Annotated in this window: 25 protein-coding genes; 1 reads left to right on the top strand and 24 read right to left on the bottom strand. The window is 58.4% G+C overall.

The annotated features are described in order from the left end of the window. Window positions 1–165: 165 nt before the first annotated feature. The 21 genes from AC3ZVB_RS23720 to trmJ form a co-directional block, all read right to left on the bottom strand. Window positions 166–957 (bottom strand): amidohydrolase, encoded by a 792-nt coding sequence (locus AC3ZVB_RS23720; protein WP_490147865.1) that lies wholly within the window; start codon window positions 955–957, stop codon window positions 166–168. Then, the gene (locus AC3ZVB_RS23715; protein ID WP_490147864.1) at window positions 945–2,093 is read right to left on the bottom strand and encodes a pyridoxal phosphate-dependent aminotransferase; all 1,149 of its coding nucleotides are present in this window, start codon (window positions 2,091–2,093) and stop codon (window positions 945–947) included. Before AC3ZVB_RS23715 ends, AC3ZVB_RS23720 begins: the two co-directional genes overlap by 13 nt. A 146-nt stretch (window positions 2,094–2,239) precedes the next feature. Continuing rightward, a complete protein-coding gene (gene der / locus AC3ZVB_RS23710; RefSeq protein ID WP_194691271.1) occupies window positions 2,240–3,709 on the bottom strand; it encodes a ribosome biogenesis GTPase Der in 1,470 nt (489 codons plus the stop codon). Between the two features lie 215 nt (window positions 3,710–3,924). Next, window positions 3,925–5,076 (bottom strand): outer membrane protein assembly factor BamB, encoded by a 1,152-nt coding sequence (gene bamB / locus AC3ZVB_RS23705; RefSeq protein WP_162438256.1) that lies wholly within the window; start codon window positions 5,074–5,076, stop codon window positions 3,925–3,927. Then, window positions 5,069–5,710 (bottom strand): tetratricopeptide repeat protein, encoded by a 642-nt coding sequence (locus tag AC3ZVB_RS23700; protein ID WP_490147863.1) that lies wholly within the window; start codon window positions 5,708–5,710, stop codon window positions 5,069–5,071. Before AC3ZVB_RS23700 ends, bamB begins: the two co-directional genes overlap by 8 nt. Window positions 5,711–5,750: 40 nt before the next feature. Continuing rightward, window positions 5,751–7,040 carry a histidine--tRNA ligase gene (hisS, locus tag AC3ZVB_RS23695; RefSeq protein WP_162438254.1) on the bottom strand — a complete coding sequence of 430 codons (1,290 nt, stop codon included), beginning with the start codon at window positions 7,038–7,040 and terminating at the stop codon, window positions 5,751–5,753. Window positions 7,041–7,091: 51 nt separating this feature from the next. Next, on the bottom strand, window positions 7,092–8,201 hold the full coding sequence (gene ispG, locus AC3ZVB_RS23690) for a flavodoxin-dependent (E)-4-hydroxy-3-methylbut-2-enyl-diphosphate synthase (protein WP_162438253.1): 1,110 nt from the start codon (window positions 8,199–8,201) through the stop codon (window positions 7,092–7,094). Between the two features lie 3 nt (window positions 8,202–8,204). Next, the gene (locus AC3ZVB_RS23685) at window positions 8,205–9,212 is read right to left on the bottom strand and encodes a RodZ domain-containing protein (protein WP_490147862.1); all 1,008 of its coding nucleotides are present in this window, start codon (window positions 9,210–9,212) and stop codon (window positions 8,205–8,207) included. Then, the gene (pilW, locus tag AC3ZVB_RS23680) at window positions 9,212–9,970 is read right to left on the bottom strand and encodes a type IV pilus biogenesis/stability protein PilW (RefSeq protein ID WP_162438251.1); all 759 of its coding nucleotides are present in this window, start codon (window positions 9,968–9,970) and stop codon (window positions 9,212–9,214) included. The genes AC3ZVB_RS23685 and pilW overlap by 1 nt, the downstream gene beginning before the upstream one ends. A gap of 16 nt (window positions 9,971–9,986) precedes the next feature. After that, the gene (rlmN, locus tag AC3ZVB_RS23675; protein ID WP_162438250.1) at window positions 9,987–11,129 is read right to left on the bottom strand and encodes a dual-specificity RNA methyltransferase RlmN; all 1,143 of its coding nucleotides are present in this window, start codon (window positions 11,127–11,129) and stop codon (window positions 9,987–9,989) included. Window positions 11,130–11,157: 28 nt separating this feature from the next. Continuing rightward, the gene (gene ndk / locus AC3ZVB_RS23670) at window positions 11,158–11,583 is read right to left on the bottom strand and encodes a nucleoside-diphosphate kinase (RefSeq protein WP_007916882.1); all 426 of its coding nucleotides are present in this window, start codon (window positions 11,581–11,583) and stop codon (window positions 11,158–11,160) included. Window positions 11,584–11,672: 89 nt separating this feature from the next. Further along, complete coding sequence (iscX, locus tag AC3ZVB_RS23665) at window positions 11,673–11,873, bottom strand: Fe-S cluster assembly protein IscX (protein WP_194691274.1); 201 nt, start codon at window positions 11,871–11,873, stop codon at window positions 11,673–11,675. 15 nt (window positions 11,874–11,888) lie between these two features. After that, window positions 11,889–12,230: an ISC system 2Fe-2S type ferredoxin gene (gene fdx / locus AC3ZVB_RS23660; protein WP_194691275.1), complete on the bottom strand. Its 342-nt coding sequence runs from the start codon at window positions 12,228–12,230 to the stop codon at window positions 11,889–11,891. Then, window positions 12,230–14,095: a Fe-S protein assembly chaperone HscA gene (hscA, locus tag AC3ZVB_RS23655; protein ID WP_162438248.1), complete on the bottom strand. Its 1,866-nt coding sequence runs from the start codon at window positions 14,093–14,095 to the stop codon at window positions 12,230–12,232. Before hscA ends, fdx begins: the two co-directional genes overlap by 1 nt. A gap of 51 nt (window positions 14,096–14,146) precedes the next feature. Further along, window positions 14,147–14,668, bottom strand: coding sequence for a co-chaperone HscB (hscB, locus tag AC3ZVB_RS23650; protein WP_162438290.1), 522 nt, complete (start codon window positions 14,666–14,668; stop codon window positions 14,147–14,149). 8 nt (window positions 14,669–14,676) lie between these two features. Beyond that, window positions 14,677–15,000, bottom strand: coding sequence for an iron-sulfur cluster assembly protein IscA (iscA, locus tag AC3ZVB_RS23645; protein ID WP_028620147.1), 324 nt, complete (start codon window positions 14,998–15,000; stop codon window positions 14,677–14,679). 28 nt (window positions 15,001–15,028) lie between these two features. Further along, window positions 15,029–15,415: a Fe-S cluster assembly scaffold IscU gene (iscU, locus tag AC3ZVB_RS23640; RefSeq protein ID WP_003443374.1), complete on the bottom strand. Its 387-nt coding sequence runs from the start codon at window positions 15,413–15,415 to the stop codon at window positions 15,029–15,031. Window positions 15,416–15,499: 84 nt separating this feature from the next. Continuing rightward, a complete protein-coding gene (locus AC3ZVB_RS23635; protein ID WP_162438247.1) occupies window positions 15,500–16,714 on the bottom strand; it encodes an IscS subfamily cysteine desulfurase in 1,215 nt (404 codons plus the stop codon). A 50-nt stretch (window positions 16,715–16,764) separates the two neighbouring features. After that, the gene (gene iscR, locus AC3ZVB_RS23630) at window positions 16,765–17,256 is read right to left on the bottom strand and encodes a Fe-S cluster assembly transcriptional regulator IscR (RefSeq protein ID WP_007903581.1); all 492 of its coding nucleotides are present in this window, start codon (window positions 17,254–17,256) and stop codon (window positions 16,765–16,767) included. A 261-nt stretch (window positions 17,257–17,517) separates the two neighbouring features. Then, on the bottom strand, window positions 17,518–18,291 hold the full coding sequence (gene cysE, locus AC3ZVB_RS23625; protein WP_490147861.1) for a serine O-acetyltransferase: 774 nt from the start codon (window positions 18,289–18,291) through the stop codon (window positions 17,518–17,520). Between the two features lie 2 nt (window positions 18,292–18,293). Then, on the bottom strand, window positions 18,294–19,064 hold the full coding sequence (gene trmJ / locus AC3ZVB_RS23620; protein ID WP_162438245.1) for a tRNA (cytosine(32)/uridine(32)-2'-O)-methyltransferase TrmJ: 771 nt from the start codon (window positions 19,062–19,064) through the stop codon (window positions 18,294–18,296). A 146-nt stretch (window positions 19,065–19,210) separates the two neighbouring features. Here trmJ and suhB point away from each other — a divergent pair, with 146 nt between their 5' ends. Further along, window positions 19,211–20,029 (top strand): type III secretion system regulator SuhB, encoded by an 819-nt coding sequence (gene suhB / locus AC3ZVB_RS23615; protein WP_162438244.1) that lies wholly within the window; start codon window positions 19,211–19,213, stop codon window positions 20,027–20,029. A gap of 250 nt (window positions 20,030–20,279) precedes the next feature. Here the strand turns inward: suhB and AC3ZVB_RS23610 are convergent, their stop codons facing one another. The 3 genes from AC3ZVB_RS23610 to secD all read right to left on the bottom strand — a co-directional run bounded on the left by AC3ZVB_RS23610 (window position 20,280) and on the right by secD (window position 23,740). Further along, a complete protein-coding gene (locus AC3ZVB_RS23610; protein WP_162438243.1) occupies window positions 20,280–20,828 on the bottom strand; it encodes a glycine zipper 2TM domain-containing protein in 549 nt (182 codons plus the stop codon). Between the two features lie 119 nt (window positions 20,829–20,947). Further along, a complete protein-coding gene (gene secF / locus AC3ZVB_RS23605) occupies window positions 20,948–21,862 on the bottom strand; it encodes a protein translocase subunit SecF (RefSeq protein ID WP_162438242.1) in 915 nt (304 codons plus the stop codon). 9 nt (window positions 21,863–21,871) lie between these two features. Further along, window positions 21,872–23,740 carry a protein translocase subunit SecD gene (secD, locus tag AC3ZVB_RS23600; RefSeq protein WP_490147860.1) on the bottom strand — a complete coding sequence of 623 codons (1,869 nt, stop codon included), beginning with the start codon at window positions 23,738–23,740 and terminating at the stop codon, window positions 21,872–21,874. Between the last annotated feature and the right edge of the window lie 6 nt (window positions 23,741–23,746).

The following is a 23,746-nucleotide window of genomic DNA, read 5'->3' as shown; positions in this document are numbered from 1 at the left end:
AAGGCCCCTTGGTGAGAACCTTGGGGCCTTTTTGTATTGGAAGATCAAAAGATCGCAGCCTTCGGCAGCTCCTACTGGTTATGAGTAAGCCAAAATGTCGCGGGGCGTACTCGGTCGGTGTAGGAGCTGCCGAAAAGGCTGTGTCTTTTTGGGGGCCACCAAATATCAGGTGAACTCGAAGGTATCAGCATCCAGATTGGCCGGAAATCTGGTGCGATACGCCGCCAATTCCGCCGCATCCAGCACTACCGTGAATACCCCATCCGCCTCCCCCGCACTGAGCAACGTCTCACCCTGAAAATCCAGAACCTGACTGTCGCCGGTATAGGCGAAGCCTTTCCCGTCCGTACCGATGCGATTCACAGCCGCCACGTAACACAGGTTTTCAATCGCCCGAGCCGGCAGCAAACGGTTCCAGTGCTGGCGCCGTGCACCTGGCCAGTTGGCCGTATAGAGCAGCAGGTCGGTGTCCTGTGCGTCACGACTCCACACCGGGAATCGCAGGTCGTAGCAAATAAGCGGACGCACACGCCAGCCCTTGAGCTCGAACTGCACCTGGCGCTCGCCGGGGGTGTAGTGGTTGTGCTCGCCGGCCATGCGGAACAGGTGGCGCTTGTCGTAATGCAGCACCTCACCGTCCGGTCGCGCCCACAGCAGGCGATTACGATGACTGCCGTCGGCCGCCTGGACGATCACACTGCCGGTGATCACCGCCTCGAACTTCGCCGCCTGAACCCGCAACCATTTGCTGGTGGGACCGTTCTCCGCCTCGGCCAGGGTCTCGGATTCCATCGAAAAACCGGTGGTGAACATCTCCGGCAGGATGATCAGGTCAGCGCCGCGAGCCTGCTCCAGCAATTGCTCGAAATGCTCCAGGTTGGCCTGGCGATCGTGCCAGGCCAGGGTGGTCTGAATCAGCGCGATGTTCAGATTCGGCAGAGCACTCAGATCACGCATAGTTTTGCCGCTGCTTCACGCAGGGTCTCCTCGCGTTTGGCGAAGCACAGGCGCACAAGGCGCTGGCCTTCGGGGGGTGTCTGGTAGAACACCGAGATCGGGATGCTCGCCACGCCATGTTCGCGGGTCATCCACAGTGCCATCTCGACGTCAGTAAGGTCCGGGCGGATCTGCGAGTAATCGACCAGCTGGAAATACGTGCCCGCTACGCGATTGAAAGTGAAACGCGACGGTGCCAGCAAATCGCAAAACAGATCGCGCTTGGCCTGATAAAAGGCTGGTAACTCTTCGACGTGTTCAGGGTGCTCGGCCATGAAGTCAGCGAGCGCGTATTGCAGCGGGGTCACACCGCAGAAACTGACGTACTGGTGAACCTTGCGCAGCTCCGCCGTCAGAGCCGGTGGTGCGACCACATAGCCGGTTTTCCAGCCGGTGACGTGATAGGTCTTGCCGAAGGAACTGACGACGAAAGCGCGCTTGTACAATTCCGGGTGGTTAAGCACGCTGACGTGAGGTAGGCCGTCGAACACCAGGTGCTCGTAGACTTCATCGCTGATCAGGTAGATGTCGCGATCACGAATCAGATCAGCCAACTGATCCAGTTCGGCACGACTGATCAGCGCGCCGCTGGGATTGTGCGGGGCATTGAGGACGATCATCTTCGTGCGCGGGCTCAGCGCCTGGGCGAGTTTTTCGAAATCGATGGCGAAGTCATCCAGGCCCAACTGGACGTGCACGCAACGGCCGCCAGCCAATTCCACCGAGGGCTCGTAGGCGTCGTAGCACGGGTCGAACACGATGACTTCGTCGCCACGATTGATCACCGCCTGGATCGCGCAGAAGATCGCCTGGGTGGCGCCGGGTGTGACGGTCACTTCGTGATCGGCATCCACATTGACGCCATAGCTGCGGGCAATCTTCGTCGCAATCTGCTCGCGCAATGCGGGCAGGCCGGTCATTGGAGAATACTGATTGTGGCCTTGGGCAATATGCCGGCCGACCGCATCACACAGGGCCTGCGGGGCATCGAAATCCGGAAAACCCTGGGACAGATTGAGCGCCCCGGTTTGCGCCGCGAGCTGAGACATCTGAGTGAAGATAGTGATGCCGACATTCGGCAGCTTACTGGTGATCATCGGTAGCCCCTTGCAGGTGAGCTGCAAGTTTCAAGCTGTAAGCGGCAAGCGGTCTAGTCTCAAACCTTCAGGCACAAAAAAGGGCCCCTGACAGGACCCTTTCTTGCTTTGACTCGAAGTTTGCAGCTTGAAACTTAAAGCTGCTTCTATTTCTTGTCGCGGCGCTTTTTGTCGGCCTTTTTGTGGTGCGACATCATGCGACGCTTCTTGTTGACCTGGCGGTCGGTGAGCGAATTCTTGTTGCCTTCGTACGGGTTCTCGCCGCCTTTGAATTCGATGCGAATCGGCGTACCGACCAGCTTCAGAACACGACGGTAAGTGTTTTCCAGGTAACGAACGTAAGACTTCGGCACCTTCTCGATCTGGTTACCGTGAATCACGATGATCGGCGGGTTCGCGCCACCCAAGTGGGCATAACGCAGCTTGATCCGGCGATTGTTGACCATCGGTGGCGCGTGTTCGCCAACCGCATCTTCCAGAATCGTGGTCAGACGGTTGGTTGGCCAGCGGGTAACCGCAGACTTGAACGAGTTCTGTACGGAAGCGTAGAGGTTGCCCACGCCCGTGCCGTGCAGGGCCGAGATGAAGTGGATGTCGGCGTAATCAACGAAGAACAGTCGACGTTGCAGCTCAACCTTGACGAAATCGCGCTCGCCCGGCGTCATGCCGTCCCACTTGTTGATCGCGATAACCAGCGCACGACCCGCCTCGATGGCGAAGCCCAGCAGGTTGAGATCGTGATCGACCACACCTTCGCGGGCGTCCATCACGAAGATCACCACGTTGGCGTCTTTGATCGCTTGCAAGGTTTTGACCACGGAGAATTTTTCAACTTCTTCGTGGATCTTGCCGCGTTTGCGCACACCGGCGGTGTCGATCAGCGTGTACTTCTCGTCGTTACGCTCGAACGGGATGTAGATACTGTCGCGAGTGGTGCCGGGTTCGTCATAGACGATTACCCGGTCTTCACCCAGCATGCGGTTGACCAGTGTCGACTTGCCTACGTTCGGGCGGCCGATGATCGCGATCTTGATACCGTCTTTTTCGCTTGGGCCAGGAATGCGCTTGGCTTCCTCACCTTCGGCAACGATCTCTTCTTCGCCGTCTTCCGGCTCTTCTTCGTCTTTCGGGAATTCGCTCAGTGCGATTTCCAGCATCTGGGTGATGCCACGGCCATGAGCACCGGCGATCGGAATCGCGTGGCCCATACCCAACGGGGCGAATTCAGCGCGGGCCATTTCCGGGTCGATGTTGTCGACTTTGTTGGCAACCACATAAGAGCGCTTGTTACGTTTGCGCAAATGCTCGGCGATCATCTGGTCGGCGGCGGTGAAACCAGCCTTGGCATCTACCAGGAACAGCACGACATCGGCTTCTTCGATGGCCAGCAGGGACTGCTCGGCCATTTTTTCGTCCATACCATGCTCGTCACCGGAGATACCACCGGTGTCGACCAGAATGTAGGAACGCCCTTGCCACTTGGCCTCACCGTATTGGCGATCACGGGTCAGACCGGACAAGTCGCCAACGATGGCGTCACGAGTCCTGGTCAGGCGGTTGAACAAGGTGGACTTGCCGACGTTCGGTCGGCCCACCAGGGCGATTACGGGAACCATGCGGCTCTCCACTTCGTTATTTCAGAAAATACAAAAGCCGCTGCGAGGCAGCGGCTGGTGCTCGGGGCAATCACTGTAGGAGCGAGCTTGCTCGCGAAAAACGCAAAACACCGCGTTTATTCAGAAAGCAAACGGAATCGTTGACGTCCATCGCGAGCAAGCTCGCTCCTACAAGTGAAGCAGCCTGGGGGTTAAACCCCAAGCATAGTCAAACATTACTTGATGGTCAGGGCTTCCAGTTTGCCGCTGTTGCCATACAGATAAATCGTGTCACCCACCACCAGCGGACGGGCACGCAGGCCGTCGCTGTCGATGCGCTCGCGGCCGACGAAACGACCGTCAACCTGACTCAGCAGGTGCAGGTAGCCTTCCATATCACCGACTGCAACATAGCTGGAGAACACTTCAGGAGCCGACAGCTGACGGCGCGCCAGCGAATCGTTGCTCCACAAAGCGGTGGTGGAACGCTCATCGACGCCTTCAACGGTGCCCGAAGACAGGCTCACGTAGACGCTGCCGAAACCCTGAGCGACGCCGGCATAGCTGGAAGCATCACGCTGCCAGAGCTGACGACCACTTTCCAGGTCCAGTGCCGCGACGCGACCCTGGTAGCTGGCGACGTAAAGCGTACCGCCGGACAGCAGCAAGCCGCCGTCGATATCGACGACACGCTCCAACTCCGAACGGCCTTGCGGAATCGCTACCCGTTGTTCCCATACCGGCACGCCGTTGGAAATATCGAGAGCAACCACTTTACCGGTCGACAGGCCAGCCACCGCAAAGCGGTTGGTGACGATAGGAGCACTGGTGCCGCGCAGCGTCAGGACTGCCGGAGTGCTGTCATACAACCAGCGCTGGTTGCCGGTGGAGGCATCCAGACCGATCAGACGATCATCCTGGGTTTGAACCACAACCACGTCGCCGTTGTTGGCCGGCGGAGCGAGGACTTCACTGGACACGCGAGCGCGCCATTTCTCTTCACCGCTGCTGGCGTCGAGGGCAACGATTTCACCCTTGAGCGTACCGATCATGACCAGACCGTAACCCACGCCAACGGCGCCGGACACAGGCACGTCGAGATCTTTCTCCCATTTGACGTCGCCGTTGCTGCGATCCATCGACATCACCACACCGGTGACGTCGGCGGCATAGATGGTATCGCCTTCGATCGCCGGAACCAGCATGTTGTACGTCTCGCCCTGACCGTCACCGATCGAACGACTCCACTGCTTTTGCAGAACCACTTCTTCTTTGAAGTCGGTCAACTCAGCCGGTGGCAATTCCTTTTTGCTGTTGCTGCTGCAACCCGCGGCCAAAATGGCCAGAGCCAGCAATGCTGCATGTTTCCAACGAATCACGTCACGCATCCCCTTTGGCCAGGTCGTCCAGCTTGATTTGTAAGCCACCGACCGCCGCTTCGTCCGACAGTGCCGCCTTGGCTTTTTGGTACGCCGCGTTTGCTTCGTCGGTACGACCCAGCTGCACCAGCAGGTCGCCCTTGAGTTCTTCGCGAGTGGCCAGGAATGCAGTATCAGCATCGCCTTCGAGCAGTTTCAGGGCTTCATCGGCCTTGTTCTGCGCGGCCAGTACCTGAGCCAGGCGCTGACGGGCAATTTCGCCCAACGCCGGGTTCGCCGGCTTGTCGGCAATGGCTTTCAGCTCGCTGGCTGCGTCATCCAGCTTGCCGCTGTCGACTGCTACTTTCGCCACAAACAGACTGCCGTACTGCGCATAGGCGCTGCCGCCGTACTCGCTGTTGAGCTTGCCGGCCAGGTCCGAAACACGTGCCGCATCAGGCTTGCCATCAGGCGTCAGCGTGGTTTCAAGCAATTGCTGATAGAGAATCGAGGCGCCTTGCGACTGATTGCTCTGATACTTTTGAAAGGCCTGCCAGCCGAACACGATGACCAGCGCCAACAGGCCGCCAGTGACCAGGGGCTTGCCGTTGCGTGTCCACCAGTCCTTCAAATCCGCCAGCTGTTCGTCTTCGCTATTCGACACCCCAATACTCCTTAATCGCTAAATCGGCTGTTTGACAGCTTCAACCCTGCACGATGCAGGTGGCCAGGTGTGCAGCAAGCGCATCCCAGGCAATGCTTTGTTGTTCGCCCTGGCCACGCAGGGGTTTGAAACCTACCACTTGCTGGGCCATTTCGTCGTCACCGAGGATCAGCGCATACAATGCACCGCTCTTGTCGGCCTTCTTGAACTGGCTTTTGAAGCTGCCGGCGCCGGCATTTACTTGCAAGCGCAGGTTGGGTAATTGATCACGAACACGTTCACTCAAGGCCAACCCGGCAAGCTCGGCGGCTTCCCCGAAGGCACAGAGGTAAACGTCAACCTGGCGGGAGATCTCTTCCGGGATCTGTTCCAGGGTTTCCAGCAGCAACACCAGGCGCTCGATGCCCATGGCGAAACCGACACCCGGCGTTGGCTTGCCGCCCATCTGTTCCACCAGACCGTCGTAGCGACCACCGGCACAAACGGTGCCCTGAGCGCCCAACTTGTCGGTGACCCATTCGAAAACGGTCTTGCTGTAGTAATCCAGCCCGCGAACCAGCTTCGGGTTGATGACATAAGGAATGCCGGCAGTGTCCAGGCGAGCCTTGAGGCCCTCGAAGTGCACGCGGGACTCTTCGTCCAGGTAATCGGCCATTTTCGGCGCGTCGACCAGAACCGCTTGTGTATCAGCGTTTTTGGTGTCCAGAACCCGCAGAGGGTTGGTTTTCAGGCGACGCTGGCTGTCTTCGTCCAGCTTGTCCAGACGAGCCGACAGGAACTCGACCAGGGCTTCGCGATAACGACCACGAGACTCGGCGGTGCCCAGGCTGTTGAGCTCAAGCTTGACCGCATCACGGATACCCAGCTCGCCCCACAGGCGCCAGGTCAGCACGATCAGTTCGGCATCGATGTCCGGACCATCCAGGTTGAAGACTTCGCAACCAATCTGGTGGAACTGACGATAACGGCCTTTCTGTGGACGTTCGTGGCGGAACATCGGACCGATGTACCAGAGTTTCTGCACCTGGCCACCGCCGGTGATGCCGTGCTCGAGCACCGCACGCACGCAGGCCGCTGTGCCTTCAGGGCGCAGGGTCAGGGAGTCGCCATTGCGGTCGTCGAAGGTGTACATCTCTTTTTCGACGATGTCGGTCACTTCACCGATGGAGCGCTTGAACAGCTCGGTGAACTCGACGATCGGCATGCGGATCTGCTTGTAACCGTAGTTATCCAGCAGGCGCGAGACGGTGCCCTCGAAGTGACGCCACAGGGGAGTCTGCTCGGGCAGGATATCGTTCATGCCACGAATGGCTTGCAGAGACTTGCTCACTATAAATCCTTATTCGTTCGGCTCTTCAGCCGTTCGACTCTTAATTAGGGCTTAGCCGCGAGCGATTACAGCAGCGTCAGCTTCGACCTTCTCGGCCGCTTTCTGGCGGATCAAGCGTTCAAGCTCATCCACCAGATTGTCATTCGTCAGTTTCTGCGCCGGCTTGCCGTCGATGTAGATCAGGTTTGGCGTGCCGCCGGTCAAGCCGATATGGGCTTCCTTGGCTTCGCCCGGTCCGTTTACCACGCAACCGATCACTGCAACATCCAGCGGCACCAGCAGATCTTCGAGGCGCCCTTCCAGCTCGTTCATGGTTTTGACCACATCGAAGTTCTGCCGCGAGCAGCTCGGGCAGGCGATGAAGTTGATGCCACGGGAACGCAGGTGCAAGGACTTGAGAATGTCGTAGCCGACCTTCACTTCCTCGACCGGGTCGGCCGCCAGCGAGATGCGGATAGTATCGCCAATCCCTTCGGCGAGCAGCATACCGAGGCCCACGGCGGATTTCACCGTGCCTGAACGCAAACCACCGGCTTCGGTGATGCCCAGGTGCAGTGGCTGGACGATTTCCTTGGCCAGCAAACGGTAGGCCGCGACGGCCATGAACACGTCGGAGGCTTTCACGCTGACCTTGAAGTCCTGGAAATTAAGGCGCTCAAGGTGCTCTACGTGGCGCAAGGCGGATTCGACGAGTGCAGCGGGTGTCGGCTCGCCATATTTCTTTTGCAGGTCTTTTTCCAGGGAGCCGGCATTCACGCCGATTCGAATCGGAATCCCGCGATCACGGGCGGCATCGACGACTGCGCGCACGCGGTCTTCGCGACCGATATTACCCGGATTGATCCGCAGACAATCAACGCCCAGCTCGGCCACTCGCAATGCGATCTTGTAGTCGAAGTGGATGTCGGCAACCAGCGGAACCTTGACCAGTTTCTTGATCTTGCCAAAGGCTTCGGCGGCGTCCATATCCGGCACGGAAATCCGTACGATATCGACGCCAGCGGCTTCCAGGCGATTGATCTGGGCCACGGTGGCGGCCACGTCATTGGTATCGCTGTTGGTCATGCTCTGCACAGCGATAGGCGCATCGCCGCCAACAGGCACGTTACCGACCCAGATCTTGCGAGATTCGCGACGTTTGATTGGAGATTCGCCGTGCATGACTTATTGACCCAACTTCAGGCGAGCAGTCTCGCCACTGGTGAACGGAGCGACATCAACCACCTGCCCGTTGTAGCTGACCTGTGCGCCACGGGCAAAGCCCAGACGCACGGCAAAGGGTGGTTTGCCGGTAACGGAAACGTTTTCGCCTTTACGCTTGAGACCGCTTAACAGCACCTTGCCGGTGCCATCGGTCACTTGTGTCCAGCAGTCTGCAGTGAACTGCAGCGAAACCTGGCCTTGTCCGGCGGTCGGCGCCGCTGCTGCCGGGGCAGGAACAGTCGGCGCAACGGGCGCAGTCGCGACTGGAGCAGGCACAGCGGGAACGGCCGGGGCCGCGGTCGCTGGAGTGGCAGGCGTCGCAGGAACAGGCGCGGAATTTTGAGCAGGTGCAGTCGGTGTTGTCGCCGACGCAGCCACTTCAGGCTCAGCCGATGTACTGGTCTGCGGCAACACCAAAGGGGCCCCGGCTTCGGTCTGATTTTCCACGATGGCCTGATCTTCAGGCTCATCCAGCGGATGAATCTGGGTGGTGCCGTCGGCGCCTTCGACTTCAACGTGCTCCGGGCTCAACGTGGTCAGGTCCTTGGCGCGCTGTGAAGTTTGATCCTGCCACCAGACAAAACCACCACCGATTACGGCAACCAGCAACAGCAGGCTGACAATTCGCAAGATAGTGTGGGAAACCCGAACCGGCTCTTCGATGCGTCCCAGGCTGTGGACATTACTGCCCTGGGAGTCGGTACCGGTGGATTGGTCGAACTGCTGAACTAGGACGGTTTGATCCATGCCCAGCAATTTGGCGTATGCACGGATGTAGCCGCGAGCGAACGTATGCCCAGGCAGCTTATCGAAAGCACCGGCTTCAAGATTGCTCAGGGAGCTGACGGTGAGGTTGAGCTTGAGGGCCACTTCGGCCAGCGACCAGCCTTTGCTTTCGCGGGCCTGGCGCAAAGTCTCACCGGGATTAACGCGATTCGCTGCTACAACTTCGGGATGCGCCGCTTTCATCATTGCTCCGACAGGTATTGCTGATATTCCGGCGTACCGGGATAGAGTCGTTTTAGTTGCAGGCCATAACTGGCAGCCTTGTCGCGATCTTCAAACACTTTTGCCAGCCGAACGCCGAGCAATAGACTACGTGCATTTTGTTCGGCGAGCAGGCTAAAACGGTCGTAGTAGTCACGCGAGGGCACATAATGCCTGTCTTCGAACGACAACTCAGCCATTTCCAGCAATGCGCGTGGCTGCTGACGATTCAATCTCAGGGCTTTTTCCAGTTGCTGCTGAGCCAGATCACGTTCACCCAGCTTCGAAGCGGTCATTCCCAGGTTTTCAAACACCCGTGAGCGTTCGGGATACAGGGTGTCGGCAGCGGCTTGTTCGAAACGTTCGTAAGCCTCTTTGTAGCGTTTCTCTTCGAAAAGAAAACTGCCGTAATTGTTCAGGATTCGAGCATCCTTGGGGCGGGAAGACAGCGCCTTGCGAAAGTGCTCGTCGGCCAACTCCGGCTCCATCTCGGCCTGGAACACCAGCCCCAGCGCCGCGTTGGCGTCAGGGTCCGAGCTGTCCAGGTCCAGCGCCTTCTTCAGCGGGACCTTGGCACGCTCGGTCATACCTTGCTGCAAGTACCCCAGCCCCAGCTGCACGTAAGCAGCACGCGCTTCATCACGGCCCTTGCTGGTCTTCATCGGATTGAAATCGCCCGACAGGACACAACCAGCACACAGGCTGGCCAACAGCACAAGCAGCGCAAAGCGCAGGGACATAGAGATCCTCTCTTAATTATTTCGCGGCGTTTGTTGCGATATCGTTTTCGGCGCTCAACTCGCGCACGGCGATATAACGTTCGCTGCGACGGGTGCGATCCAGCACCTGCCCTACCAATTGTCCACAGGCCGCGTCGATGTCTTCACCACGGGTGGTGCGTACAGTGACATTGAAGCCTGCATGATGAAGCTGATCCTGGAAACGGCGAATCGCATTGTTGCTCGGACGCTCGTAACCGGAATGCGGGAACGGGTTAAACGGAATCAGGTTGATCTTGCACGGGATGTTCTTAAGCAACTCGATCATCTCGACCGCATGCTCGACCTTGTCATTGATGTCCTTGAGCAAGGTGTACTCGATGGTCAGCACGCGCTTTTCGCCCAGGGACGACATGTAGCGCTGGCACGACTCGAGGAGCATCTTAAGCGGATACTTCTTGTTGATCGGCACCAATTGATTACGCAATGCGTCATTGGGTGCGTGCAGGGACAACGCCAGGGAGACGTCGATGTGCTTGGACAGCTCATCGATCATCGGCACCACGCCCGAAGTGGACAGGGTCACGCGGCGCTTGGAAATCCCGTAGCCGAGGTCATCCATCATCAGATGCATGGCGGCCACGACGTTGTCGAAGTTCAGCAGCGGCTCGCCCATGCCCATCATCACCACGTTGGTGATGGCACGGTCGGCGGTCGCCGGGATGCTGCCAAACGATTTATTGGCAATCCACACCTGCCCAATTACTTCGGCGGCGGTGAGGTTGCTGTTGAATCCTTGCTTGCCGGTGGAGCAGAAACTGCAATCCAGGGCACAGCCTGCCTGGGACGAAACGCACAGAGTGCCGCGTTTGCCCTGGGGAATGTAGACGGTCTCGACGCAGCTGCCGGACGCCACGCGCACCACCCACTTACGGGTGCCGTCGGTGGAAATGTCCTCGCTGACGACTTCGGGACCACGAACTTCGGCAATGACCTTGAGCTTGTCGCGCAGGGCCTTGCTGACGTTCGTCATGGCGTCGAAATCATCGACGCCAAGGTGGTGAATCCATTTCATTACCTGACCGGCACGGAAACGCTTCTCCCCGATTGAGTCGAAGAATTTTTCCATTTCCAGCTGAGTCAGACCCAGCAGGTTGGTTTTAACAGTCGATGTAGTCATGGATTCACCTTCACTCTTAAGCCAATGCTTAGCGAGTGGTTACTTCAGTAGCTGCGAAGAAGTACGAGATTTCGCGAGCAGCAGCGGCTTCGGAGTCCGAACCGTGTACAGCGTTGGCATCGATGGAGTCAGCGAAGTCAGCGCGGATGGTGCCGGCAGCAGCTTCTTTAGGGTTGGTAGCGCCCATCAGCTCACGGTTCAGAGCGATAGCGTTTTCGCCTTCCAGAACCTGAACGACAACCGGACCGGAGATCATGAAAGCAACCAGGTCGCCGAAGAAACCACGAGCGCTGTGCTCAGCGTAGAAGCCTTCAGCTTCTGCTTTGGACAGTTGCTTCAGTTTCGAAGCTACAACGCGCAGGCCAGCTTTTTCAAAACGAGTGGTGATCTCGCCGATAACGTTTTTTGCAACAGCGTCAGGCTTGATGATGGAGAAAGTACGTTGAACAGCCATGGTGTAACTCCAGAAACGGTAATTTGTGAAAAATTAAACCCGCGAATTATACGCGGGTTCTTTGGTATTGCCTAACCTGCAGCGTGGGCTCAGTCGAGCTCTTCGATCCAGTAGGCCTGAATGGCCTCCAGAACTTTTTCGCCGCTGCGATCCGGCGCATCATCGAACTCGGGCAATTCCATCACCCATTTGCGCAGATCGACGAAGTTAAGCGATCTTGGATCAACATCCGGCTTGCTTTCTGCAAGCTGGATAGCGATTTCCTGCACATCAACCCATTTCAGACTCATGTCAGCTTCCTTGAATCAGTGCGGCGCTTCGGCAGCATGGTTGAGCGAGTATTTCGGAATTTCAACGGTCAGGTCTTCAGTCCCGACGATCGCCTGACAGCCTAGACGCGATTGCGCTTCCAGACCCCAGGCCCGATCAAGAAAATCTTCTTCCAGTTCGTCCGCTTCTGCCAGCGAGTCAAAGCCTTCACGAATGATGCAGTGACAGGTGGTGCAAGCGCAGACGCCGCCACACGCGCTTTCCATCTCGATATGGTGTTCGTGGGCCAACTCGAGAATGGAAGTCCCCGGCTCAGCCTCCACAACCATGCCATCCGGGCAAAACTTCTCGTGTGGCAGAAAAATGACCTGCGGCATCAGATATCCTCGATTTCATTCAGGTTGCGCCCCGACAGAGCGGCTTTCACCGTCAAATCCATACGGCGGGCAGCAAAAGCATCGGTCACTTGCGACAGACGCTTGGTCTGTTGCTCGATGGCATAACCATCAGACCCTTTCATCAATTCAGTCAGCTCCTGCATCTGCAGCTCGATGACCATGCGCTCTTCGGCATCCAGCAGACGCTCGCCATCGACATCAAGCGCAGCCTGCACCGCCTCGATCAGGCGCTGGGCATCGACTTGCTGCTCACGCAGGACACGGGCGACCTTGTCGTCGTTGGCGTGCTGGAATGAATCCTTGAGCATCTTCGCGATTTCGCCATCAGTCAGGCCATAGGACGGCTTGACCTGGATGCTGGCTTCTACGCCCGAACCCAGCTCACGAGCGGAAACGCTGAGCAGACCGTCGGCATCGACCTGGAAGGTCACGCGAATCTTCGCCGCACCAGCCACCATCGCCGGAATACCGCGCAATTCGAAGCGTGCGAGGGAGCGGCAATCGCTGATGAGCTCGCGCTCGCCCTGCAATACGTGGATTGCCATGGCCGACTGGCCATCTTTGTACGTCGTGAAGTCCTGGGCGCGGGCGACGGGGATGGTGGTGTTCCGCGGAATCACCTTCTCCATCAGGCCACCCATGGTCTCCAGCCCCAAGGACAATGGAATCACATCAAGCAACAGCAGTTCGCCGCCATCGCGCTTGTTGCCCGCCAGCGTATCGGCCTGGATCGCGGCACCGATGGCCACCACTTGATCCGGATCGATTTCAGTCAGCGGCTCGCGACCAAAGGCTTCGGCTACCGCTTCACGAACACGAGGAACGCGAGTCGATCCACCCACCATGACCACGGCGTGCACTTCCTCGAGTTCGACACCCGAATCACGTACCGCACGACGACAGGCTTTCAGGCTGCGGGCAACCATTGGCTCGATCAGCGCATTGAACGCCTCACGGGTCAGCTCGGCTTTCCACTCGCCGTAAGCGACTTCAACAGACGCCGCATTGGTCAGCGCTTCTTTTGCCGCACAAGCGGTTTGCAGCAGGTTGCGTTGCGCGCCCGGATCCAGATCGGCCGACAAGCCGGCACTCTCGATGATCCAGCCAGCAATTGCGTGATCGAAGTCATCGCCACCGAGAGCACTGTCGCCACCGGTTGCCAGAACCTCAAACACGCCGCCTGTCAGGCGCAAAATCGAAATATCGAAGGTACCGCCGCCCAGGTCGTAAATCGCGACCAGGCCTTCAGCATGCTGATCCAGACCGTAAGCCACCGCCGCCGCCGTAGGCTCGTTGAGCAAGCGCAGCACGTTCAGACCGGCCAGTTTGGCCGCATCCTTGGTGGCTTGACGCTGGGCATCATCGAAATAGGCCGGAACAGTGATCACCGCGCCAACCAGCTCCCCACCCAACGCCTCTTCAGCGCGCTGACGCAGCACCTTGAGAATGTCGGCAGAGACCTCGACCGGGCTTTTCGGGCCCTGAATGGTGTCGATGAACGGCATGTGCGATTCGCCGCCGACAAAGCGGTACGGCAGTTGATCGCCCAGCTGCTTGACGTCGGACAGACCACGCCCCATCAGGCGCTTGACCGACAGCACAGTGTTCAAGGGATCAGAGGCGGCAGCCAGCTTGGCTGACTCGCCGACCTCGATGCGATCGGCGTGGTAGCGCACGGCAGACGGCAGAATGACCTGCCCGTCAGCGTCAGCCAGAGGCTCGGAAAGACCACTGCGCAACGCAGCGACCAGCGAATTGGTAGTGCCCAAGTCGATCCCCACAGCCAGACGACGCTGGTGCGGTTGAGGACTTTGGCCGGGTTCGGCGATCTGCAGTAGGGCCATCGTTATCAGGACTTATCTGTATATCAGGCGTGCGACCGGAGCGGCACTGGGTTAATCGTCGAGGCGCTCTTCTAACTGGCGCACTTCGTAGGTGAGCTTGTCGAGGAACTGCATGCGCCGCATCAGGCGTTCGGCCTGCTCACGTTGCGCTGCATCATCCCAACAGGCTGCGAAGCTGTCGTTCAGCTCATCCTGGGCGGACTTCAGGCGACGCTTGAACACTGCAACACCTGCCACGTCGGCACTGTCTTGCAGGTCTTCGAGCTCTTCACGCAGCTCCATTTGCTGCAGAAGAAAATCCGGATCATGCACCGTGACCTCCAGCGGCAACTCGCGACCACCCATGGCGAGCAGGTATCGCGCGCGCTTTGGGGGACTTTTGAGCGTCTGGTAGGCCTCGTTGAGGCTCGCGGATTGCTCTAGCGCCAGCCGCTGCTCGCGCTCGGAAGCGTCTGCGAAGCGGTCCGGATGAACGCCGCGCGCCAACTCTCGGTAGCGCGTAGCCAACTGCTCGAGATCCAGACGGAAACTCGGCTGCAGTTCAAATAAAGCGAAATGACAAGGAGTACCCACGAGCAGCCTCAGATGTTGAAGCTTTCGCCGCAGCCACATTCACCGCGTACGTTGGGATTGTTGAACTTGAAGCCTTCGTTCAACCCTTCCTTGACGAAATCGAGTTCGGTGCCGTCCAGGTAGGACAGGCTCTTAGGGTCGATGATCACTTTCTCGCCGTGACTTTCGAACACCTGATCCTCTGCAACCACCTCGTCGACAAACTCCAGCACGTAGGCAAGGCCGGAACAGCCCGTGGTGCGAACACCCAGACGAATCCCCTCACCTTTGCCGCGCCCGTCAAGGGAGCGTCGCACGTGCCGAGCAGCCGCTTCTGTCATGCTGATAGCCATCGTTGACTCCTTACTCGTCGCCCAATGCTTAGATCAAGCCTTTCTTCTGCTTGTAGTCGCGAACAGCCGCTTTGATAGCGTCTTCGGCGAGTACGGAGCAGTGAATTTTTACTGGCGGCAGGGCCAGTTCTTCAGCCAGCTGAGTGTTCTTGATGGTCTCTGCTTCATCCAGAGTCTTGCCTTTCATCCACTCGGTCGCCAGGGAGCTGGAAGCGATTGCGGAACCGCAGCCGTAGGTCTTGAACTTGGCGTCTTCGATGATGCCTTGCTCGTTGACCTTGATCTGCAGACGCATCACGTCACCGCATGCCGGTGCGCCGACCATGCCGGTGCCGACGTCTGGGTCTTCCGCGTCCATCTTGCCGACGTTGCGCGGGTTCTCGTAGTGGTCGATGACCTTTTCGCTGTAAGCCATGATTCTTAATCCTCACTCATCAGAGAGTCGCTCTTGAACCCTGCCATCCAAAGATGCGCAGGGCTGGTTTGCGGCGACTTGAAATCAGTGTGCCGCCCACTCGATTTTCGAAATGTCGACACCGTCTTTGTACATGTCCCACAGCGGCGACAAAGTGCGCAGCTTGGTGACGGCCTCGCAGACTTTCTGCGCGGCGTAATCGATTTCTTCTTCGGTGGTGAAACGGCCGAAGGTGAAGCGAATCGAGCTGTGCGCCAGTTCGTCGTTGCGGCCCAGGGCGCGCAGTACGTACGAAGGCTCAAGGGAAGCCGAGGTGCAGGCCGAACCGGACGAAACCGCCAGATCCTTGAGCGCCATGATCAGCGACTCGCCTTCAACGTAGTTGAAGCTCAGGTTCAGGTTGTGCGGTACGCGGGCGGTCATGCTGCCGTTGATGTACAGCTCTTCCAGGCCTTCGACCTGTTTGAAGAAGCGGTCACTCAAGGCCTTGATACGAATGTTTTCCGCAGCCATGTCTTCTTTGGCTACACGGAAGGCTTCACCCATGCCAACGATCTGGTGGGTCGCCAGCGTGCCGGAACGCATGCCGCGCTCATGACCGCCACCGTGCATGGTCGCTTCGATGCGAACACGCGGCTTGCGGCTCACGTACAGCGCGCCGATGCCCTTAGGGCCATAAGTTTTGTGGGCAGAGAACGACATCATGTCGACTTTCAGCTTCGACAGGTCGATATCGACCTTGCCGGTGGACTGAGCAGCGTCGACGTGAAACAGGATGCCTTTCGAGCGAGTCAGCTCGCCGATAGCGGCGATGTCGTTGACGGTGCCGATTTCGTTGTTCACGTGCATGATCGAAACCAGGATGGTGTCGTCACGCAGGGCCGCTTCAACCATCTCAGGCGTCACCAGGCCATCATCGCGAGGCTCAATGTAGGTGACTTCGAAACCTTCACGCTCCAGTTGGCGCATGGTGTCGAGGACAGCCTTGTGCTCAATCTTGGTGGTGATCAGGTGCTTGCCTTTGGTGGCGTAGAAATGCGCCGCACCCTTGATTGCCAGGTTGTCGGATTCGGTGGCACCGGAGGTCCAGACGATTTCACGCGGATCGGCGTTGACCAGGTCAGCGACCTGACGACGAGCGTTTTCGACGGACTCTTCAGCTTTCCAGCCAAACACGTGGGAACGGGACGCCGGGTTACCGAAGTTTCCGTCGACCAGCAGGCATTCACTCATTTTTTGCGCAACACGCGGATCAACCGGGGTAGTTGCAGAGTAATCAAGGTAAATCGGCAATTTCATGGACTATCTCCTAAATCAGGCTGGCTGGCGTGCCGCTAGCTCTTTGGCTGTCATTCGACGGCGGACGCTTCAATCTTGTCCAGGCGTGGCGCCTTGCTGTTGCAACGGCGCTGGTCCTGACGCTGGGCTACTTCTTGTACCTCACGGCGAGTGACAAGATCAGCCAAGCTGATACCGCTCAGAAATTCGTGAATCTGCAAGCTCAGATCGCACCACAAGTGGTGGGTCAGACAGGTGTCGCCTTGATGGCAATCACCCTGGCCCTGGCATTTGGTGGCATCGACCGATTCGTTTACTGCATCGATCACCTGGGCGACCTGGATGCCCTGCATGTCGCGGGACAGTTGGTAGCCCCCGCCAGGACCACGAACGCTGGAGACCAGATTGCTGCGACGCAACTTGGCGAAAAGCTGTTCAAGGTAGGACAGGGAGATGCCTTGGCGCTCGGAGATATCGGCCAGGGACACCGGCCCGTGCTGCGCGTGCAACGCCAGGTCGAGCATGGCGGTCACGGCGTATCGGCCTTTTGTAGTCAGTCTCATGGACAATTACCACGGAGTTCGGAATGGGGCGAGTATGCAATTCCCGAGTATTTAAGTCAACTATAAGACCTAGTACTTTAGTCAGGATTACCCGCAAAAGAGCGCGCGCATCATAGCAGGGTCTGCAGCCTAATGGCACACCGGCTGGCGCACCGCAGCTTCCTGAATACGACCTGTGTAGGAGCTGCCGCAGGCTGCGATCTTTTGATTTTGCTATTCAAGATCAAAAGATCGCAGCCTGCGGCAGCTCCTACACAGGTGTCAGCCTGCCTGCTGATCCTTGTCCTTCACACACGCAAAGTCTTCTTCACGCAGCTCAGGCAGATCCTTGGCACAGTAATTACTGCCCAGATCCTTCAACGCCCCGCACATCCCCTCCAGACGGCCATCAACCGCCTGCAAGTGATCAAGCAACTGATTGATGGCCCGCGCCACCGGATCCGGCATGTCTTCGCCAACGCCATAGGCATCAAAACCGATCTTCTCGGCCATGGCCTTGCGCTTGGCATCCTGCTCTTCATCGGACTTGACGATGATCCGCCCCGGAATGCCGACAACCGTCGCTCCGGGCGGCACAGCCTTGGTCACCACCGCGTTCGAGCCCACCTTGGCACCCGCACCGACAGTGAAAGGCCCGAGCACCTTGGCGCCTGCCCCGACCACAACACCATCTTCCAGTGTCGGGTGCCGCTTGCCCTTGTTCCAGCTGGTGCCCCCCAGGGTTACGCCTTGATAAAGCGTGACATCGTTGCCGATCTCGGCCGTTTCACCGATGACAATGCCCATGCCATGGTCAATAAAGAAGCGACGCCCGACCTTCGCCCCCGGATGGATCTCGATCCCGGTCAACCAGCGACCGAAGTTCGATACCAGGCGCGCCAACCACTTCCAGCCCATCCCCCACAGCGCCGATGACAGGCGGTGGATCCAGATGGCGTGCATGCCGGGATAGCAGGTCAGGACTTCAAATGCGTTACGCGCCGCCGGATCACGATGGAAAACACTCTGGATATCTTCACGCAAACGCTCGAACATCATTAATCCTTCCGCTTTAGAAGCTCACCACGGGCCGCTTTCTGGGTTTCCGTGAGGATGCCACGCAATATATTCATCTCCGCCCGGCTGACCGAGCTTCGTCCGTACAACCGGCGCAGGCGCGCCATCAAGTGCCGCGGTTTTTCCGGATCAAGGAATTCGATGGCCACCAGGGTCTGCTCCAGGTGCTCATAGAATCGCTCCAGCTCATCCATGGTCGCCAGCTCAGCGCTTTTGACGGAGGCCACTTCTTCCTTCTCGACCTTGCTCGGCTGGCCTTGGGCCGCGAGCCAGGACATGCGCACTTCATAGCTCAACACCTGCACCGCTGCCCCGAGGTTCAGCGAACTGAACTCAGGGTCTGATGGGATGTGCACGTGATAATGACATCGCTGCAGCTCTTCATTGGTCAGGCCGGAATCTTCACGACCGAACACCAAGGCAATTTCAGCGCCCTGCCCGGCTTCCTCGACCACTTTCACACCGCATTCACGGGGATCGAGCAACGGCCAGGGGATACGCCGGTCGCGAGCACTGGTACCCAGTACCAGATTGCAGCCGACCAAGGCATCTTCCAGGGTGGCGACGACTTGCGCGTTTTCAAGGATGTCACCGGCGCCAGAGGCCCGGGCATCAGCCTCGTGGTGCGGGAATAACCGCGGTTCGACCAGCACCAGCCGCGTCAGGCCCATGTTCTTCATGGCACGCGCAGCCCCGCCGATATTCCCGGGATGGCTGGTATTGACCAGGACGACACGAATGTTTTGCAGCAAGGGAGGCGCTCTCGAACACAATAAAGGGGAGCCGAATCTTACAGCGAGACCTACCGTTAAGCTACGAAAGCGAACGTCGTCCTTCACCTGAAGAAAGTTTCTGATAGAATGCCCGGCTTTCTTTAACAACCTTAGGTGACACATCCATGCAGCCCATGCTGAATATCGCGCTGCGCGCCGCCCGCAGCGCCAGTGAATTGATCTTCCGCTCCATCGAGCGCCTGGATACCATCAAGGTCGACGAAAAAGACGCCAAGGATTACGTATCCGAGGTGGATCGCGCCGCCGAACAGAAAATCATCGACGCACTGCGCAAGGCCTACCCGAATCACTCGATCAGGGGTGAAGAAACCGGTATGCACGCCGGTAGCGGTATCGAAGGCGAAGAATACCTGTGGATCATCGATCCGCTGGACGGCACCACCAACTTCCTGCGCGGCATCCCTCACTTTGCAGTCAGCATCGCCTGCAAATATCGTGGTCGCCTGGAACACGCCGTTGTTCTGGACCCGGTTCGCCAGGAAGAATTCACCGCCAGCCGTGGCCGTGGCGCCCAGTTGAACGGTCGTCGTCTGCGCGTTAGCGGTCGCACCAGCCTCGACGGCGCCCTGCTGGGTACCGGCTTCCCGTTCCGTGACGACCAGATGGACAACCTCGACAACTACCTGGGCATGTTCCGCGCCCTCGTTGGCCAGACCGCCGGCATCCGCCGCGCCGGCTCGGCGAGCCTGGACCTGGCTTACGTAGCGGCCGGTCGTTTCGACGCATTCTGGGAGTCGGGCCTGTCCGAGTGGGACATGGCTGCAGGCGCCCTGCTGATTCAGGAAGCAGGCGGCTTGGTGAGCGACTTCACCGGCGGTCACGACTTCCTTGAAAAAGGCCACATCGTTGCCGGCAACACCAAATGCTTCAAGGCAGTACTGACGGCGATCCAGCCGCACCTGCCAGCCTCGCTGAAACGCTAAGTTCCAGCGACCGAAAAGCACCCTACGGGGTGCTTTTTTATGCCTGGAATTCGACCTGAAAAACACCACAACCCACTGTAGGAGCGAGCTCGCTCGCGATGGTCGTCAACGATTGCACGGACTTTCTGAATGATCGCGACGCCCTCAGGTTTTTCGCGAGCAAGCTCGCTCCTACAGGGTGATCTATAAGTCGTGAGCACAAAAAAAGCACCCCGCAGGGTGCTTCTTTTTGAATCTGAATATCAGCTATTTACTGACCAGGCTCATTCTGCGACAAAACCAGCTTACCTTCCTTGTCGACAGGAATCTGGTTGCCCGGATCACGGTCCATCCGCACTTTGCCTTCCTTGCCATCCAGCGAATAACGAACGTCATAGCCGACCACTTTGTCGCTGATGTCATTCACTGTATTACAGCGAGTCTGGGTCGTGGTGTAGGTATCGCGATTCTGCATACCCTCCTGAACCTTGTTACCGGCGTAACCACCGCCGACCGCGCCTGCAACCGTAGCAATCTTCTTGCCCGTGCCGCCGCCGATCTGGTTACCTAGCAGACCACCAGCCAATGCACCGACTACGGTACCGGCGATCTGATGTTGATCTTTCACCGGCGCTTGCCGGGTTACAGCGACATCCTTGCACACTTCACGTGGCGTCTTGATTTGTGTCTTGACCGGTTCAACGGCTAGCACTTGCGCATACTCAGGGCCGCTTTTAACCAGGCTGTAGGTGGCAACAGCACCCCCGGCAGTTACACCGACAGCACCCAATACCGCACCAACCAGCAACGACTTGTTCACATGAACCTCCTGACCATCACATGCGGGACAATGCCCGCGCTTCTCCCAGCCTTGGAGCATAAAAAAAGGCGCGAGTTCAACTCGCGCCTTTTTTGGCAGACCACTGGAAGCGATTACCGTTATGGACGGTCGTCGACTTCCTTCTCGGTTGCCGCAGGAGGAATCAGATCCTCGCTGCTCAGGTTCAGCCAGATCAGCACCACGTTCGCGATGTAGATCGACGAGTAGGTACCCGCCAGTACACCGATAAACAGGGCAATGGAGAAGCCGAACAGGTTGTCACCACCGAAGAACAGCAGTGCAGCGATCGCCAGCAAGGTGGAGATCGACGTCGCCATGGTTCGCAGCAAGGTTTGCGTGGTCGAGATGTTGATGTTCTCGATCAGGCTGGCCTTGCGCAGTACACGGAAGTTCTCTCGAACCCGGTCGAATACCACAATGGTGTCGTTGAGCGAGTAACCGATGATCGCCAGTACCGCCGCCAGCACCGTCAGGTCGAAGGTGATCTGGAAGAACGACAGGATACCGATGGTCACGATCACGTCGTGGATCAGCGAAACGATAGCGCCGACCGCGAACTTCCACTGAAAGCGGAAAGCCAGGTAGATCAGGATGCCACCCAGCGCCATCAGCATGCCGAGGCCGCCCTGGTCGCGCAGCTCTTCACCGACCTGTGGACCGACGAACTCAACGCGCTTGACCGTCGCCGGGTTGTCACCGCCGACCTTCAGCAGCGCTTCTGCCACCTGGTGACCCAGCTGAGGGTCCTCACCTGGCATACGCACCAGCAGATCAGTGGTCGCACCAAAGCTCTGCACGATTGCCTCGTGATAGCCCGAGGTGACCAGCTGTTCACGCACCTTGGTGACATCGGCCGGACGCTCGTAGGTCAGCTCGATGAGCGTACCGCCGGTGAAGTCCAGACCCCAGTTCATGCCCTTGGTGGCAACACTGAACAACGCCAGTACGGTAAGAAACAATGTGACGCCGAACGCGAAGTTGCGAACGCCCATGAAGTTGATTGTACGTAACATGGCAGCCCCTTAAATCCACAACTTCTTGAAGTCACGACCGCCGAAGATCAGGTTGACCATCGCGCGGGTCACCATGATGGCCGTGAACATCGAGGTAAAGATCCCGAGGGACATGGTCACTGCGAAACCTTTGACCGGGCCGGTGCCCATTGCAAAGAGAATCCCGCCGACCAGCAATGTGGTCAGGTTGGCGTCGAGAATCGCAGTAAACGCCCGGCCGAAGCCTTCGTTGATTGCCCGCTGTACCGTCATGCCCGCCGCGATCTCTTCACGTATCCGCGAGAAGATCAGTACGTTGGCGTCGACCGCCATACCCATGGTCAACACGATACCGGCGATACCCGGCAGGGTCAGCGTTGCACCCAGCAGCGACATCAAGGCCAGCAGCAGCACCATGTTCACCGACAGTGCGACGGTGGCGATGATGCCGAAGAAGCGGTAGATGGCGATGATGAACAGCGAGACAAACAGCATGCCCCACAGCGATGCATCGATACCTTTGGTGATGTTGTCGGCACCCAGGCTCGGGCCAATGGTGCGCTCTTCAGCGAAGTACATCGGTGCAGCCAGACCACCGGCACGCAACAGCAGCGCCAGTTCGGACGACTCGCCCTGACCGTTCAGGCCAGTGATGCGGAATTGAGCACCCAGTGGCGACTGAATGGTCGCCAGGCTGATGATCTTCTTCTCTTCTTTAAACGTCTGGACCGGTACGTCTTTCTCGACGCCGTTAACCACTTGCTTGACGTAAGTGGTGACTGGGCGCTGCTCGATGAAGATCACCGCCATGCTGCGACCGACGTTGCTGCGCGTCGCGCGGCTCATCAGTTCGCCACCATGACCATCCAGACGGATGTTCACTTCTGGTGTGCCCTGCTCGCCGAAGCCAGCCTTGGCGTCCGTCACCTGGTCACCGGTGATGATCAGGCCACGCTCGATCTGTGCCGGCGGACGATTGCCTTCACGGAACTCGAAGCTTTCGGAGGTCGCTTTCGAAGCACCCGGCTCTGCAGCCAGACGGAACTCAAGGTTGGCCGTCTTGCCGAGGATACGTTTGGCTTCTGCGGTGTCCTGCACGCCTGGCAGCTCAACCACGATGCGGTTGGCGCCCTGACGCTGAACGATCGGTTCGGCAACACCCAGCTCGTTGACGCGGTTACGTACCGTGGTCAAGTTCTGCTTGATGGAGTATTCGCGGATTTCCGCCAGCTTGGCCGGGGTCATCGCCAGACGCAGTACCGCCTGACCATTGAGGTCGGCCGGAACAATGTCGAAATCGTTGAAGTTCTTGCGGATCAGCGCACGGGCCTGTTCGCGGGAAGCTTCATCACTGAAACCCAGCTGAATGGCGCCGTTGAGTTGCGGCAGGCTGCGATAGCGCAGCTTCTCTTTACGCAGGAGGCTCTTGACGTCGCCTTCGTAGACTTTCAGGCGTGCGTCGAGGGCTTTGTCCATGTCCACTTCGAGCAGGAAGTGCACACCACCGGACAAGTCCAGACCCAGCTTCATCGGGTGCGCGCCCAGGCTGCGCAGCCATTGTGGAGTGGTTTGTGCCAGGTTCAGTGCAACGACATAGTCATCACCCAACGCCTTGCGCACGACGTCTTTGGCAGGCAGCTGGTCTTCAGCCTTGGTCAGACGAATCAGACCACCCTTGCCATTGGCAGCCAGCGTGGCAGCCTTGACGTTGATCCCGGATTCCTTGAGCGCAACGCTCACACGGTCCAGATCAGCCTGATTGACCTGCAGCGCAGTGCTTGCACCGCTGACCTGAATGGCCGGGTCATCAGGATATAGATTGGGAGCGGAATAAATCAGACCGACCGCCAGCACCGCCAGGATCAGAATGTATTTCCACAGAGGGTATTTGTTCAGCATCACGCC

It is taken from the genome of Pseudomonas sp. MDV22-iso1 (assembly GCF_058145095.1).
Note: the sequence above shows the minus strand (reverse complement) of the source record. Positions and strands in the feature narration are given on the sequence as shown.